Origin of the sequence: Leclercia pneumoniae, assembly GCF_017348915.1 — a bacterium.
Taxonomy (GTDB): Bacteria; Pseudomonadota; Gammaproteobacteria; order Enterobacterales; family Enterobacteriaceae; genus Enterobacter; species Enterobacter pneumoniae.
The window spans coordinates 276961-292394 of record NZ_CP071383.1 but is presented as its reverse complement, the minus strand read 5'-3'; the positions used below and the strand labels follow the sequence as shown (position 1 = coordinate 292394).

15 protein-coding genes are annotated in these 15434 nt (G+C 53.9%); 3 read left to right on the top strand and 12 right to left on the bottom strand.

Features of this window, described 5'->3' with window-relative positions; genetic code table 11:
* Positions 1-34: 34 nt before the first annotated feature.
* On the bottom strand, positions 35-706 hold the full coding sequence (locus JZ655_RS01350) for a glutathione S-transferase family protein (protein ID WP_207292812.1): 672 nt from the start codon (positions 704-706) through the stop codon (positions 35-37).
* 260 nt (positions 707-966) lie between these two features.
* Positions 967-1437 (bottom strand): redox-sensitive transcriptional activator SoxR, encoded by a 471-nt coding sequence (gene soxR, locus JZ655_RS01345; RefSeq protein WP_040077594.1) that lies wholly within the window; start codon positions 1435-1437, stop codon positions 967-969.
* 98 nt (positions 1438-1535) lie between these two features.
* Here soxR and soxS point away from each other — a divergent pair, with 98 nt between their 5' ends.
* Entirely contained in the window at positions 1536-1862 is a 327-nt protein-coding gene (gene soxS, locus JZ655_RS01340; protein WP_040077595.1) for a superoxide response transcriptional regulator SoxS, read from the top strand.
* On the opposite strand, the gene JZ655_RS01335 is transcribed toward soxS, so the two are convergent.
* The 3 genes from JZ655_RS01335 to JZ655_RS21305 all read right to left on the bottom strand — a co-directional run bounded on the left by JZ655_RS01335 (position 1855) and on the right by JZ655_RS21305 (position 5145).
* Positions 1855-3396 (bottom strand): EAL domain-containing protein, encoded by a 1542-nt coding sequence (locus JZ655_RS01335; protein ID WP_207292811.1) that lies wholly within the window; start codon positions 3394-3396, stop codon positions 1855-1857. The genes soxS and JZ655_RS01335 overlap by 8 nt on opposite strands.
* Positions 3397-3782: 386 nt before the next feature.
* Positions 3783-4892, bottom strand: coding sequence for a GGDEF domain-containing protein (locus JZ655_RS01330; protein WP_242637291.1), 1110 nt, complete (start codon positions 4890-4892; stop codon positions 3783-3785).
* Positions 4885-5145 carry a hypothetical protein gene (locus JZ655_RS21305; protein ID WP_242637290.1) on the bottom strand — a complete coding sequence of 87 codons (261 nt, stop codon included), beginning with the start codon at positions 5143-5145 and terminating at the stop codon, positions 4885-4887. Before JZ655_RS21305 ends, JZ655_RS01330 begins: the two co-directional genes overlap by 8 nt.
* Before the next feature lie 546 nt (positions 5146-5691).
* Here JZ655_RS21305 and JZ655_RS01325 point away from each other — a divergent pair.
* Positions 5692-5973 (top strand): YjcB family protein, encoded by a 282-nt coding sequence (locus JZ655_RS01325; RefSeq protein ID WP_207292810.1) that lies wholly within the window; start codon positions 5692-5694, stop codon positions 5971-5973.
* Between the two features lie 70 nt (positions 5974-6043).
* On the opposite strand, the gene ssb1 is transcribed toward JZ655_RS01325, so the two are convergent.
* Complete coding sequence (gene ssb1, locus JZ655_RS01320; RefSeq protein ID WP_006177466.1) at positions 6044-6574, bottom strand: single-stranded DNA-binding protein SSB1; 531 nt, start codon at positions 6572-6574, stop codon at positions 6044-6046.
* A 247-nt stretch (positions 6575-6821) separates the two neighbouring features.
* On the opposite strand from ssb1, the gene uvrA reads away from it, so the two are divergent.
* A complete protein-coding gene (gene uvrA / locus JZ655_RS01315) occupies positions 6822-9644 on the top strand; it encodes an excinuclease ABC subunit UvrA (RefSeq protein WP_040077600.1) in 2823 nt (940 codons plus the stop codon).
* 3 nt (positions 9645-9647) lie between these two features.
* On the opposite strand, the gene JZ655_RS01310 is transcribed toward uvrA, so the two are convergent.
* The 6 genes from JZ655_RS01310 to dnaB all read right to left on the bottom strand — a co-directional run bounded on the left by JZ655_RS01310 (position 9648) and on the right by dnaB (position 15407).
* Positions 9648-10001, bottom strand: a complete 354-nt coding sequence (locus JZ655_RS01310; RefSeq protein ID WP_046885533.1) for an MmcQ/YjbR family DNA-binding protein — start codon at positions 9999-10001, stop codon at positions 9648-9650.
* Positions 10002-10003: 2 nt separating this feature from the next.
* A complete protein-coding gene (locus JZ655_RS01305) occupies positions 10004-10420 on the bottom strand; it encodes a secondary thiamine-phosphate synthase enzyme YjbQ (protein WP_040077603.1) in 417 nt (138 codons plus the stop codon).
* 128 nt (positions 10421-10548) lie between these two features.
* On the bottom strand, positions 10549-11262 hold the full coding sequence (gene aphA / locus JZ655_RS01300; RefSeq protein WP_040077604.1) for an acid phosphatase AphA: 714 nt from the start codon (positions 11260-11262) through the stop codon (positions 10549-10551).
* Positions 11263-11458: 196 nt separating this feature from the next.
* Positions 11459-12652, bottom strand: a complete 1194-nt coding sequence (gene tyrB / locus JZ655_RS01295) for an aromatic amino acid transaminase (RefSeq protein ID WP_046885564.1) — start codon at positions 12650-12652, stop codon at positions 11459-11461.
* Positions 12653-12769: 117 nt separating this feature from the next.
* Positions 12770-13849, bottom strand: coding sequence for an alanine racemase (alr, locus tag JZ655_RS01290; protein WP_207292809.1), 1080 nt, complete (start codon positions 13847-13849; stop codon positions 12770-12772).
* Positions 13850-13994: 145 nt separating this feature from the next.
* Positions 13995-15407, bottom strand: a complete 1413-nt coding sequence (dnaB, locus tag JZ655_RS01285) for a replicative DNA helicase (RefSeq protein WP_040077606.1) — start codon at positions 15405-15407, stop codon at positions 13995-13997.
* Between the last annotated feature and the right edge of the window lie 27 nt (positions 15408-15434).

The window sequence follows — 15434 nt, the reverse complement described above, 5'->3', positions numbered from 1 at the left end:
AACGTTATCGTTTATGCGCAATAGGGTTACAGGTTTACGACTCGCCAGGGAGTTCGAACGGGCCGCCTTGTTGTATGGCGCGCTGCCAGGCCGGTCTCATTTCAACTTTTTTCTTCCATGCCTGCAGATGCGGGAGATCGTTAATACCGCCGCGCGCCAGCAGCGCGATGACCGGAAAACTCATCTGAATATCAGCCATGCTAAGGCGATCGCCGGCAAACCAGCTGTTTTGTGCCAGATATGACTCCAGATACCGGGCGTGGGTTTCGAGCTGTTTATTGAGATACGCTTTCTGCACCCCTTGCCCCAGCACTTTTCCCAGCGAACGCAGCCCAAAGGGCACCGGCGGTTTACCGAGGCTGGCAAACACCAGCTTCATTAATAGCAGTGGCATGAGCGAACCTTCCGCATAATGCAGCCAGAAGCGGTAGTTCAGTCGCTGCTCTGGGTTGTCGGGCTTGAGCTGCGACGCGCTGTCATAGGTTTCCTGCAGATACTCCAGAATCGCGCCCGACTCCGCCAGAATCAGACCGTTATCTTCCACCACCGGGGACTTGCCCAGAGGGTGGATTTTTTTCAACGCAGGCGGCGCCAGCATGGTTTTCTCACGCTGATAGCGAACAATCTGGTAAGGCAGAGAGAGCTCCTCAAGAGCCCAAAGTACCCGCTGTGATCGGGACTGGTTTAGGTGGTGAACCGTAATCATGGGCAGCTCCTGATATTCATACAAACTAACTATAGAAAATTGCACAACCTGGCGAAAATATTTCGCCGAGTTTTTACCCTTTTACGCTGGCGAAGCTCCCGTCCCTGGATAGACTTAAAGTGTCAGCACAAACCGGAACCTCGCAACGGCTCGACTGAGGGGTGTTGATGTCGGGGGAAACCCCCCTGTGAAATAAGCGGGATAGAGAGAAAGACAAAGACCGGGAATAAACTAAAGCGCCTTTATGGCGCTTTAGTTTTTTACAGACCCTGCGGATCCTCTTCCAGCAGGCGTGCGCCGGTACCCTGTTGGCCCAGTTTGTCGCCAGGGTTACGCAACGGACAATCGCTTCGCGACAAACAACCACACCCGATACAGCCGTCCAGCTCATCGCGCAGCGCGACCAGCGTATGAATGCGTCGATCCAGTTCATCACGCCACTGGGAGGAGAGCGCTTTCCACTCCTTCGCGCTCAGCGTATGCCCTTCCGGCAGCACGCCTAACGCATCACCAATCGTCGCCAACGGGATGCCGATACGCTGAGCAATCTTGATGATCGCAACGTAACGCAACACATCACGCGTATAGCGCCGCTGATTCCCGGCGTTCCGGATGCTTTTAATTAACCCTTTGCTTTCATAGAAATGGAGCGCTGATACCGCCACCCCGCTACGCTTCGCCACTTCGCCCGGCGTCAATAGCGCTTTAATACGCGGTAATTTCTTTTCCATAAAACCTCTTTACCTCAAGTTAACTTGAGGAATTATACTCGCCCGCAGACAAAACGACGAATCAACAGATACAGGTGTATCCAGAGAGAGGCAGCTTTATGTCGCATCAACAGATTATTGAGACACTTATTGAATGGATTGATGATCACATCGACCAGCCATTAAACATTGATGTGGTCGCCAAAAAATCGGGTTACTCGAAATGGTACCTGCAGAGAATGTTCCGCAATGTTATGCGTCAAACGTTGGGTGAGTATATCCGCCAGCGCAGATTGCTGATGGCCGCGCAGGCACTACGCACTACTCAGCGGCCGATTTTTGATATCGCGATGGATCTCGGATATGTGTCGCAGCAGACGTTTTCCCGCGTTTTCCGCCGGGAGTTCGATCGTACCCCCAGCGACTATCGCCACCAGCTTAACTAACAGGCCGGGCAACCAGCCCCGCAATAGGCTGCTGTTGCCAGGTCATAAACTCGTGGGGTGGCATCGCCTTTGCGAAGTGCCAGCCCTGACAGTATTGCACCCCGCGTTTGTGTAGCCAGGCGACCTGCTCTGCCGTCTCCACCCCTTCGGCGATGGTCTTCAGACGCAGGCTTTGTGCCATTTCAATAATGTGCTCGGCAATCAGATGGCTGGTACTGTTGGTGGTGAGAGTGTCGATAAAGGTCTTATCAATTTTGAGAATATCGACATTCAGCGAGTAGAGATTGTGCAGGTTAGAGTAACCTGTACCGAAATCATCGATCGCCACCTCGTAACCCGCCTGCCGGAAGGCCTGAATCACCGGGGTCGTTTTGGGCACGTCGATAAAACCGCGTTCGGTCACTTCAATTTTAATTTGCTGCGCGCGTACAGAATAGTGGCGAGCCTTGTCGCTAATCATGGCGATGAGCCGTGAGGAGTGGAAATCTGAAGCCGAGAGGTTAATGGTGACGTAGAGGTGCGGTCTGGACGCCAGAAAATGGCCGAGATCGTTAAAGACCTCTTCGACCACGTAGTCGGTGATGCGCTCGATCATCCCCTCTTTTTCTGCCAGAGGAATAAATTCCGCCGGGCTCATCACCGGGCCGCTAAAACCGGGCCAACGCAGTAACGCTTCCGCGCCTACACACTCGTTATTTTTGATATCGATAATTGGCTGATAATGCACGCAAAGCTGGCGATTATTTAACGCCCGGTGCAATAAACGCCCCGGCGAATTTAATTCACGGCGAGTTCGCGACCAGACTAATAATATGATGACGCTACAGATCATTCCCAGCGGCAGCGTTAATGTGGCTTCGTGGTAAAGCACATCGTAGAAACGCTGATTGGTAGTTGAAACAATTGCCGCAACGGGGCGCTTTTCTGAATGAACGATGGTGTAAAAACGGCCATCCTCCTGAAACGTGGTTTCCTTATCGCCAGTCAGCGTTTTTAATAAATTTTTATCCGCGTTTTCACTGACCGAGAAAAAAGCATTGGTGACCGTATCAAATATACCCCACGCCAGGGAGTGATCGGTTGACATTACTTCACTGTATGAGAGCGGATTCACCACCACCACATAATTGCCGCGCTGCATATACGTCATTTTATATCCCGCAAAGAAGGGCGTATCGCGGAAATAATATATAGCAACATCAGGCTTACGCGTGTAATTGGCGTGTGGGATGGTATATGCTGTGGCGGGCGTCAATACGGTGGAACAGCGAAATTCACGCCCTTCGGCATAGATTAAATCAGCAATATAGAGACGCCCGCGAACAATATTCAAAATATACTGGCGGTGAGCAGGCGAGCAAACATTACCCTGATAGTGTTCAGCGGCATTGCGCGCTAAATCCACTTGATGAATGACGAGTTCAGTTTTATCTAAGGCAAGCTGTGCGAAAGAGCGCAATTGATTACGGGTTTCTGAAACAGCACGCAGTTGGGCAAACCAAAGCGCAAGCATCACCGGTAGTAAAACTACCATGATGATCCCCACACCTCTCAGCACCTTGCCGCGCGCGCTATGATTCGTTTCCGCCCTATATCCATGCTTTTAATGTGCCTGTAGTATTGAAGGCCGGATGCTTTGATAAACAGGTGATTACGTTGCATGAATCATGCGAAGTTAGCAACTGACTTTTATCATCAAAATCCTAATATTTGGTTATGACGATAATATTTGTCCGTAAGCCAAACTAAAAGTATGCGTTCAGTTTTTATTAAGTTAAATAATTTTCCAGCACCGACGGCAGATTTTTTCGATTACGCCACAGCGGATCGCTGATTAAGTCAAACTACTGACAGCATGAAAAAAGCACAATCGGGTGATGTCAGTTCTGGCTATTTACCCATTCAACAGAGTTGAGTGATTTATAAATAATCAACGGCGACGATTGTTTTTCCTCTTCCTGCCCGCTTGGCATCATAAAGTGCTTTATCGGCGCGAATGAGTAATGAGGAAGTATCATGTCCACCGCCCATCACCTCTACTATCCCCGCACTGAAGGAGAGCGTGAGCGCCCTGGTGCCCACCTGTAACGGCCGGGTCAACAGCGTCTGATGCAGCATGAGTGAGAGCTGCAGCGCCGCGTCGCTGTGCGTGCCTGGCATCAAGAGCAGAAATTCTTCTCCGCCCACCCGCCCGAGTGCGGCGTCGGCCGGGGTCATCTCGCGGATGCGTTCGCAAAAGTGTACCAGCGCCCGATCGCCGACCAGATGGCCCCATTGATCGTTGATTTGTTTGAAGAAATCCAAATCAAACATCACCACGCAAAAGGGAGTTTCGGCTGCGAGACCATGACTGACCTCGAGCGCGGTGGTGAGCTGCTGAAGAATAGCCGATCGATTAAAGCAGCCGGTCAAATCATCGGTGGTCGCCTTTTTCTCCAGCTGTTTCTCGACGCGCTTACGCTCAGTAATATCCAGCCCAATGTTAAGGATTGAACCGTCCGGCAATAAGATATTCGACCAGAGAATGGTCAGCTGTGCCCCATCCCGGCGTACCGGGTGCCATTCGTATATATCATTTAGCGGGACCGTATTGACGGATTCACGCACCCGCCGGCGAACCTCAGGATCGGGATAGAAGAGCGCCAGCGGATCGGCATGCTCATTGAGCTCGGCCATTTTCCAGCCAAAGACCTTTTCACACTCGGCGTTCCACAGCACGTAGCGGCTACGGCGATCGAATGAATTCATCAGCACTGGGGCACGTTCGAAAAGGGTTTGGTATTGGGTGACGACCCGCTGCATCTCAATGGCGGTACGTTCGCGCGCAATAATTTCGACAAAATAGTCTTTCAGCTTTTCCACCAGGATCACCACGATATCTTTCAGCACAGAGAGTGGCGTCTGCGGATCAGAAAAACCGAGGAAAAAATAGCCGCTACAGAGGTGACCGTGAGGGGTGATTTTGCAAAGTACGCCGCTTTGCAGCTGGGTATAACCGGGATGGCGGTCAGAAAAGAGGTGTTTACCCATGTTGTCTTTCCAGTAAATGACACGCCACGCGCGGTGATGTCGCTGCAACAGGGTGCTCGCCAGCACTGACTATCTGCTGTAGGCCGTTCTCATCATCGACGGTAATCCAGCTCAGGCGGGCGCCAAAGGCGTGGTTAATTGTCTCAAGCAACTCCAGCAACGTTGATTGCGAAGACAACTGGGGCATAAGTTTTGCCAGCGTGCGCAGGGCCACCGTACTGTCATTAACGATCTCGCGATATGATTCATTCATCGTTTATTCGCGCTCATTAAATAAGAGAGAATGACCGCAACGAATAAGTCAGGATTGGAAAAGCAATACCTTAATTATTTGCTTTTCGATGCCATTTAAGGACGCGTGTGTATTGAAAAAATAACAGTTAAATAATAAAAGCCAGAAAATTCAAATACCTGAATTATTTATTACGAGTAAATTTTTTTGTCCGTTCAAGCATAATCCATACTTTAATACCTGTAAATATTGCACAAATTGCTTATTGCTGTGCAAGTTTATCTATCATGATGAATTCGCTGGAAACACCTGTGAAACAGGTCGCTTAGCAAGCGAAGATATATTTATTTGGCCCTAATAACCATGCAATTAAAATGGCTAAAAAGATGCCGTTTTTTTGCGCTCCGCTACTGGCGAATAAAAGAACAAATGTGATATATTTCACACATCTTGTGTAACGAGAAACGCTGTTTCATTGTTGTGTGTCTAAGTCTGCCGATAGCCAGTTTGCCACCTCTGTGAGCAATATCGCTATTTCCGGCGACGTTCATTTTGAGGATCGGTTTTATGGCAACCCTTACTACCGGCGTAGTGCTTTTGCGCTGGCCGCTGTTTAGCGCTGTACTGATGTTTCTGGCCAGCACGCTGAATATCCAGTTCCGGAAAGCAGATTACGCGGGGCTGGCGGTGATTAGCACCTTCCTGGGTGTCGCTGCTGCCTGCTGGTTTGCGACGGGGTTACTGGGTATCACGCTGATCGATGCGGCAGTGATCTGGAATAACGTAAAAGAGATCATGGTAGAGGCAATGAGCCATACCCCGCCAGACTGGCCGATGATGTACACCTGATGCTGAAAATAAGCGATAAAAAACCCAGACATGGTCTGGGTTTTTTTATGTGCATCGCAAATGCGGATAATCAGAACGGAATGTCGTCGTCAAAATCCATTGGCGGTTCGTTGGACGGTGCCGGAGCAGATTGCTGCTGCGGACGGGACTGTGCGCCGCCGCTGAACTGGTTTCCGCCCTGCGGCTGCTGAGGCTGACCCCAACCGCCCTGCTGCTGGTTCTGACCGCCACCCGCCGGTGCGCCGCCGCCCTGACGGCCACCCAGCATCTGCATGGTGCCGCCCACGTTCACCACCACTTCAGTGGTGTATTTTTCTGCGCCGGACTGATCGGTCCATTTGCGGGTACGCAGCTGGCCTTCGATGTAGACCTGAGAACCTTTACGCAGATATTCGCCGGCCACTTCTGCCAGCTTGCCAAACAGCACGACACGGTGCCATTCGGTCTGCTCTTTCATCTCACCGGTCGCTTTATCACGCCAGGATTCGGAAGTAGCCAGCGTAATGTTGGCAACTGCACCACCACTCGGCATGTAGCGTACTTCCGGGTCCTGGCCCAGATTACCGACGAGAATCACCTTGTTTACGCCTCTGCTGGCCATGATCGTGTCTCCTGAATACGTTTCTTAATAGTGTAAACGCGCGAGTGTACCATTTCCACGCGTCAATTTGCATAGTTGCGTGGCGGGTCCAGAAAACTCTCGCGAGCTTGACATTGTTACACAACCCGCCGGAATTTGCATTCCAATACTGTATATTCAAACAGGTTAATTTGTGTCATAATTAGCCGTTTATGCCGGTTGTCCTTCAAACAAACCAGGCATTCCGTGTTCCAACCGGGAAAGGTGAATGGATAAGATCGAAGTTCGGGGCGCCCGCACCCACAATCTCAAGAATATCAACCTCGTCATCCCTCGCGACAAACTGATCGTCGTGACCGGGTTGTCGGGTTCTGGCAAATCTTCTCTGGCTTTCGACACCTTATATGCCGAAGGGCAGCGTCGTTACGTTGAATCACTCTCAGCCTATGCGCGTCAGTTCCTGTCGCTCATGGAGAAGCCGGATGTAGACCATATTGAAGGGCTATCGCCGGCCATCTCAATCGAGCAGAAATCTACCTCGCACAACCCGCGCTCGACGGTAGGGACAATCACGGAAATCCATGATTACCTGCGTCTGCTGTATGCCCGCGTTGGTGAGCCACGCTGCCCGGACCACGACGTGCCGCTGGCCGCGCAAACCGTCAGTCAGATGGTGGATAACGTACTGGCGCAGCCAGAGGGCAAACGCCTGATGCTGCTGGCTCCCATTATCAAAGAGCGTAAAGGCGAGCACACAAAAACGCTGGAAAACCTGGCCAACCAGGGTTACATCCGCGCCCGTATTGACGGAGAAGTGTGCGATCTCTCCGATCCGCCAAAGCTAGAGCTGCAAAAGAAACACACCATCGAAGTGGTTATCGACCGCTTTAAGGTGCGTGAAGATCTGGCAACGCGTCTGGCCGAGTCGTTTGAAACCGCACTGGATCTCTCCGGCGGTACGGCGGTGGTGGCAGATATGGACGATACCAAAGCGGAAGAGATGCTCTTCTCCGCCAACTTCGCCTGCCCGATTTGCGGTTACAGCATGCGCGAGCTTGAGCCGCGTCTGTTCTCGTTTAACAACCCGGCTGGCGCCTGCCCAACCTGTGACGGCCTGGGCGTGCAGCAGTACTTCGATCCGGACCGCGTGATCCAGAATCCGGAGCTGTCGCTGGCTGGCGGCGCGATACGCGGCTGGGATAAGCGTAACTTCTATTACTTCCAGATGCTGAAGTCGCTGGCTGAGCACTATAAGTTCGACGTTGAAGCCCCCTGGGCCAGCCTGAGCGCAAACGTGCACAAAGTGATCCTGTTCGGTTCCGCTAAAGAGAACATCGAGTTCAAGTACATGAACGACCGCGGTGATACTTCCGTGCGACGCCATCCTTTTGAAGGGGTGCTGCACAACATGGAGCGCCGCTACAAAGAGACAGAATCCAGCGCGGTGCGAGAAGAGCTGGCGAAGTTCATCAGCAACCGCTCCTGCGCCACCTGTGACGGCACACGTCTGCGTCGTGAAGCGCGCCACGTCTTTGTTGAAAATACCCCGCTGCCGACCATCTCAGACATGAGCATCGGCCACGCGATGGACTTCTTCAACAACCTGAAGCTCTCCGGTCAGCGAGCAAAAATCGCGGAAAAAGTGCTGAAAGAGATTGGCGATCGCCTCAAATTCCTGGTGAACGTGGGTCTGAACTACCTGACGCTTTCTCGCTCCGCAGAGACCCTCTCCGGCGGTGAAGCCCAGCGTATCCGTCTGGCCAGCCAGATCGGCGCAGGGCTGGTTGGGGTGATGTACGTACTGGATGAGCCCTCCATCGGCCTGCACCAGCGCGATAACGAACGTCTGCTGGGCACGCTTATTCACCTGCGTAACCTCGGCAACACGGTGATTGTGGTCGAGCACGACGAAGACGCCATTCGCGCTGCCGACCACGTGATCGATATTGGCCCCGGTGCGGGTGTACATGGTGGCCAGGTCGTGGCAGAAGGTACCCTGAACGACATCATGGCGGTGCCCGAATCGCTGACCGGCCAGTACATGAGCGGTAAGCGTAAAATCGACGTGCCAAAACAGCGCGTTCCGGCGGATCCGGAAAAAGTGCTTAAGTTGACCGGCGCGCGCGGCAATAACCTGAAAGATGTGACGCTGACGCTGCCGGTTGGGCTGTTTACCTGCATCACCGGGGTATCCGGTTCCGGTAAATCGACGCTGATCAACGATACGCTGTTCCCTATTGCACAGACGCAGCTTAACGGCGCGACCCTGGCGGAGCCGGCACCGTATCGCGAAATTTCAGGTCTGGAACACTTCGATAAGGTGATCGATATCGACCAGAGCCCTATCGGGCGAACGCCACGTTCCAACCCGGCGACCTATACCGGCGTCTTCACGCCCGTGCGTGAACTCTTTGCTGGTGTGCCGGAATCACGTTCGCGTGGGTATACGCCTGGACGTTTCAGCTTTAACGTTCGCGGCGGCCGCTGCGAGGCCTGTCAGGGCGACGGCGTGATCAAGGTTGAAATGCACTTCCTGCCGGATATTTACGTCCCCTGCGATCAGTGCAAAGGCAAACGCTATAACCGCGAAACGCTGGAGATTAAGTACAAAGGCAAGACCATCCACGAAGTGCTGGATATGACCATCGAAGAGGCGCGTGAGTTCTTCGATGCCGTACCGGCGCTGGCGCGTAAACTACAAACGCTGATGGATGTGGGTCTGACCTATATTCGCCTGGGGCAGTCGGCAACCACCCTTTCCGGCGGTGAAGCTCAGCGCGTGAAGCTGGCGCGTGAACTCTCTAAACGTGGTACCGGTCAGACGTTGTATATTCTCGATGAGCCGACCACCGGTCTGCACTTTGCGGATATCCAGCAGTTGCTCGACGTACTGCATCAGCTCCGGGATCAGGGCAACACCATTGTGGTCATTGAGCACAACCTTGACGTGATCAAAACCGCGGACTGGATTGTAGACCTCGGTCCGGAAGGCGGTAGCGGCGGCGGTGAGATCCTGGTCTCCGGTACCCCAGAGACCGTCGCGGAGTGCGAAGCCTCGCACACCGCGCGTTTCCTTAAGCCGATGCTGTAGTCATCACACTGAAAGTTGCTGTCGGGTCGCTTCCGGCAGCAACTCAATTGCCTGCTGATACGAGGCATCCACCAGATAGTAAATTTGCGAATCCGGTAGCGAACCATCGAGATAGACGGTGCTCCAGTGTGCTTTATTCAGATGTTTACTGGGACGGACATCGCTGTGTTGCTGACGCAGCAGTTCTGCCAGTTCCGGGCTGGTTTTCAGTGACGCCGCCGGTCGCCCTTCGACCTCTTTCACCATCGCGAACAGGACATCCGCCACTTTAATCTGGGTGGCTTTCCAGTCGCTGTGCACGCTCTGCTCCGCGCCGGTTTTGTTCATGCAGTACTGTAATATCTCCGAAATGGTCATCTTTATTCCCCCGTGATGGTGGCGATAATCGTGCGCGAGCCGCCGTGGATGCGATGTTCCCCCAGCCAGATTCCCTGCCATGTGCCCAACTGTATCCGCCCTTTATGCAGCGGCAGCATTAACGAGACGCCCATCAGAGACGATTTGATGTGCGAAGGCATGTCGTCATCGCCTTCGTAGTCATGCTCATAAGGGGCATTGTCTGGCACAGTTTGCAGAAAATGTCGTTCCATATCGGCACGCACCGTGGGATCGCAATTTTCATTGAGGGTAAGGGAGGCGGAAGTGTGTTGCAGGAGCAGATGCAGCAGCCCGACGTTAATACGGCTCAGGTCGCGAAGTTGCCCGATGACTTCGTCCGTCACCAGATGAAATCCGCGAGGTTTCGCGCTTAAGGTCAGGGTTTGCTGATACCACATGAACGGCTCCGTATTGAAAGAATTGTCCTTCTAAGTGTGCAGCAATACGGCAAAAGGTAAAACCCGAAGAGCCCGATCAGGCTAAAAAATGATCAAATGCCCGGTGCGCTGACCGCACCGGGCAGCGATCAATATTCCGAATTAACAATGACCTCTTCGCCAAACGCCCCTGCCATCGGTAATGGTCGATAGGTGGAGTTAGAGGCGCGCAGCACGCGGATACCTCTGGCGCCCACGTCGCGGGCCGCGGAGATATCGTTATCCGAGTCGCCATAGAACACTTTGATCTGCTTTTGCTGCAACCACTCGGTTTTGGTGTTCTGGCCTGGCTGATCGCCCGCGAAAATCACCGGATTCATGTTGGCGGCCGGGATGCCGAAAAGGCCCTGCAGGGTTTTAGAGACGGTCTCGGTTTTGGTCTGGCTACGACCCGTCACGAAATAGATGCTATCGCCGCGTTTTACGTGCATGGCAATCAGCGAGCGAGCCACCTCTTTTGGAATACTGAACTCATCCCAGCCGTTATTCATCTTTTCCCAAAACTCGGGATTTTTCAGGTACGCCTCACTCTCAGGCGAGTATGTTTTTTTACCGCGCCAGAAGCCGGGGCTGGAAAAGAGGACGGTATCATCAATATCAAAGCCCACCGCCATCGCCGGACGACCCAGCAGGCTATTTTCAATCTGGGCAACAGAAACCCAATGAATCGGGGCTTGTTCCGCCAGTTTTGCGGCGGTAGTGCCGTTATATAACGGCGTGGGCGCGGAGGCGCGGGCAACAACGGAACTGTTAAGAGAGAAGAGTAAGCAGGCGGCGCTGAGCGCCAGTGTGATCTTGCGCATGTTTTCCCCTGAATATTCAGACATTTATTCTTTTAATTTGAGTGGATGGTCAAAAAACTCTCCGACCATAACCCCTGAAAGCGGTGAAGGAAAGGAGTATTTACTTATGAATATGAAGAAAAAAGAAGACGATCACAGAGTGTTAAGCGTGACCCGATGCCCTCACTCAGCGAGAGAGGGCATGGTAAGTAAGTGCTTACATTACAGCAGCAAAGGCCTGTGCAACGCGCTGGACGTTATGGGTATTCAGCCCCGCTACGCACATGCGGCCGCTGGCGATAAGATAAACGCCAAACTCTTCTCGCAGACGATCAACCTGCGCCGCGCTGAGACCGGTATAGCTGAACATACCGCGCTGCTTAAGCAGATAATCGAAGTTATGTCCCGGCACCGCCTCTTTTAGCACCTCAACCAGCGTCTGACGCATTGTCAGGATACGGCTACGCATGGCTTCGACTTCAGCAAGCCAGCTGGCTTTTAATGCCTCATCGCCCAGCACGGTTGCCACGACCTGCGCCCCAAACGCCGGTGGGCTGGAGTAGATGCGGCGCACCGTCGCCTTCAGCTGTCCAAGCACGCGGCTGGCCGCTTCGGCATCTTCACATACCACAGACAGGCCACCCACGCGTTCGCCGTAGAGCGAGAAGATTTTGGAGAAGGAGTTGCTCACCAGTGCGGGCAGCCCGGCGCTGGCAATGGCGCGAATGGCGTAGGCGTCCTCTTCCATTCCCGCGCCAAAGCCCTGATAGGCGATGTCGAGGAACGGGATCAGATTACGCGCTTTCAGCACCTCGATAACCGCATCCCACTGCTCGTTTGTGAGATCCGCGCCGGTTGGGTTATGACAGCATGGATGCAGCAGCACAATGCTGCGTTCTGGCAGAGTCGTGAGCTTTTCCAGCAACGCCGAAACGCGTACGCCGTTGGTTTCCGTGTCAAACCATGGATAAGTGTCTACCGTAAAGCCCGCGCCTTCAAAGATGGCGACGTGGTTTTCCCACGTTGGGTCGCTGACCCACACGCCGGAATCCGGGAAGTATTTTTTCAGGAAATCCGCACCGACTTTCAATGCCCCCGAGCCGCCCAGCGTCTGGATGGTAGCCACACGTTTGTTTTGCAACACCGGATGGTCGGCACCAAACAGCAGCGGCGCAATGGTATTGCGGTAGGTATTGAGTCCTTCCATTGGCAGGTAGAGTGAGGCACCGTGCGGCACCGCATTCAGGCGCGCTTCGGCTTCGGCTACGGCCTTAAGCTGAGGAATAATGCCGTCTTCGTTGTAATAAAGACCGATGCTCAGGTTCACTTTATCGCTGCGGGGATCGTCCTTAAAACGCTCCATTAAGGAGAGGATGGGATCGCCGGCGTAGGCGTCTACTTTCTGGAACACGCGATGGTTCTCCGGATTTTTATAAGGCAGGGATTTCAACAATAAACCGGAAGCGAAAGAAGATCGAGCCTTGTGAAGGGAATCGGGGCGCGGCATCTCACCGCGCTCCGATCTGTCTTAATCCAGGTAGTGCATGGCCACGCGGGAGGTGAGCCGCGTAATAAGTTCGTAAGCGCTCACTTTTGTTATTTCTGCAATGCGCTCAACCGGGAGGCCATACCCCCACATCACCACCGGATCGCCCGCGCGCTCGTTAGCCGCCGGCCCCAGGTCAACGCAGATCATGTCCATCGCCACGCGGCCAACAATCGGCACTTCGCGGCCATTTACCAGTACGGGGGTGCCGGTGGGCGCCGCACGCGGATAGCCGTCGCCGTAGCCCATCGCCACCACGCCTAAACGGGTATCGCGTTCGCTTACCCAGGTGCCACCGTAGCCGACCGGCTCTCCGGCTTTGTGCTCGCGCACGGCAATAAGCGTTGAAACCAGAGACATCACCGGCTGAAATCCGAAGTCCGCTCCGCAGGATTGGTCTTCGAGCGGCGACACGCCATACAGAATAATGCCCGGGCGCACCCAGTCGAAGTGCGACTGAGGCCACAGCAGAATACCGCCAGAGGCCGCGATGGAACGCTGGCCGGGTTTGCCTTCGCAGAAGGTGTTAAACAGATCCAGCTGCTGTTCCGTGGCGCCACACTCGGGCTCATCGGCGCGGGCAAAATGGCTGACGATATTGACTGGCTGACGCACGTTTTTGCACTGACTCAGACGCTGCCAGAACGCTTCAGCCTGCTCTGGACGCACCCCAAGCCGGTGCATACCGGTATCCAGTTTCATCCACACGGTGACTGGCGTGCTGAGCTGTGCGGCTTCCAGAGCGGCCAGCTGCTCTTCGTTATGCACCGCGGTATGCAGTTGCTGCGCTGCGATGACATCCAGATCCGCGGCGTTGAAAAAGCCTTCGAGCAGTAAGATGGGTTGAGAGATGCCCCCTGCGCGCAGGCGGAGGGCCTCTTCAAGGCGGGCGACACCAAAAGCATCGGCATCGGGGAGCGTTCGCGCGGTCTCAAGAAGACCGTGTCCGTAAGCGTTCGCTTTCACGACTGCAACCAGTTTACTGGCGGGTGCCCGTTCACGCAGGCATTGCAGATTGTGACGCAGAGCGCGGCGGTTAATGATTACAGTTGCCGCTTGCATGTGAATTCCTTAATAAAAGACTCTCTAAAATCCTTTGCGTTGCAGGAAGGCGACAAGCCCGTGAATCCCCGGGAGCTGAGTAAACTAAGTGACCGGGGTGAGCGGGCGCAGTCAATGCCCCTGCGGCGTGAAGAATGATGGAGAGTTATTCGTCGTCGTACTGCGGTCCCGCATAGTTATCGAAGCGCGACCATTGCCCATTAAAGGTCAGGCGCACGGTGCCGATGGGGCCGTTACGCTGCTTACCAATAATGATTTCCGCGATCCCTTTCAGATCGCTGTTCTCGTGATACACCTCATCACGATAGATAAACATGATTAAGTCGGCATCCTGCTCGATAGAGCCCGATTCACGCAGATCGGAGTTGACCGGGCGTTTATCGGCGCGCTGTTCCAGAGAGCGGTTCAGCTGCGAGAGGGCGACAACAGGCACCTGAAGTTCTTTGGCGAGCGCTTTGAGCGAGCGGGAGATTTCGGCAATCTCCAGCGTACGGTTGTCGGACAGTGACGGCACACGCATCAGCTGCAGGTAGTCGATCATGATAAGACCGATCCCGCCATGTTCACGCGCGATACGCCGCGCGCGGGAGCGCACCTCCGTTGGCGTCAGGCCGGAGGAGTCATCAATGTAGATGTTACGTTTTTCCAGCAAGATGCCCATGGTGCCAGAGATGCGTGCCCAGTCCTCGTCATCAAGCTGGCCGGTACGGATGCGGGTCTGATCCACGCGCGAAAGCGACGCCAGAGAACGCATCATAATCTGCTCAGAAGGCATCTCGAGGCTGAAAATAAGAACCGGTTTATCTTGCAACATTGCCGCATTTTCGACGAGGTTCATCGCAAATGTCGTTTTACCCATCGATGGACGCGCCGCGACGATAATCAGATCCGAAGGCTGAAGCCCGGCGGTCTTTTTATTCAGATCGTCATAGCCGGTATTAACCCCGGTGACGCCGTCGTGCGGCTGCTGGAAGAGCTGCTCTATACGCGATACGGTGGCATCAAGCACTTCCGCAATGTTTTTCGGCCCTTCATCCTTGTTTGCGCGACTTTCAGCGATTTTGAATACACGAGACTCTGCCAGATCCAGCAGTTCGTCGCTATTACGTCCCTGCGGATCGAAGCCGGCTTCGGCGATCTCATTGGCCACAGAGATCATGTCGCGAACAACTGCACGTTCGCGGACGATGTCGGCATAAGCGCTGATGTTTGCGGCACTTGGAGTGTTTTTTGACAGCTCGGCCAGGTAGGCGAAGCCGCCTACGGTATCCAGTTGACCCTGACGCTCGAGCGATTCCGCCAGCGTAATCAGATCGATGGGGCTTCCTGACTCCTGCAAACGCGCCATTTCAGTAAAGATATGGCGGTGCGGACGGGTATAGAAATCATCCGTCACAACGCGCTCGGCGACATCGTCCCAGCGCTCGTTATCCAGCATTAACCCACCCAACACCGACTGTTCCGCTTCAATCGAGTGCGGCGGGACTTTCAGCCCGGCGAGTTGTGGATCGCGCTCACGAGGTTCAGTCTGTTTGTTGAAGGGTTTGTTTCCTGCCATAGTGAATGGAGTTACCGAGATAAAGAG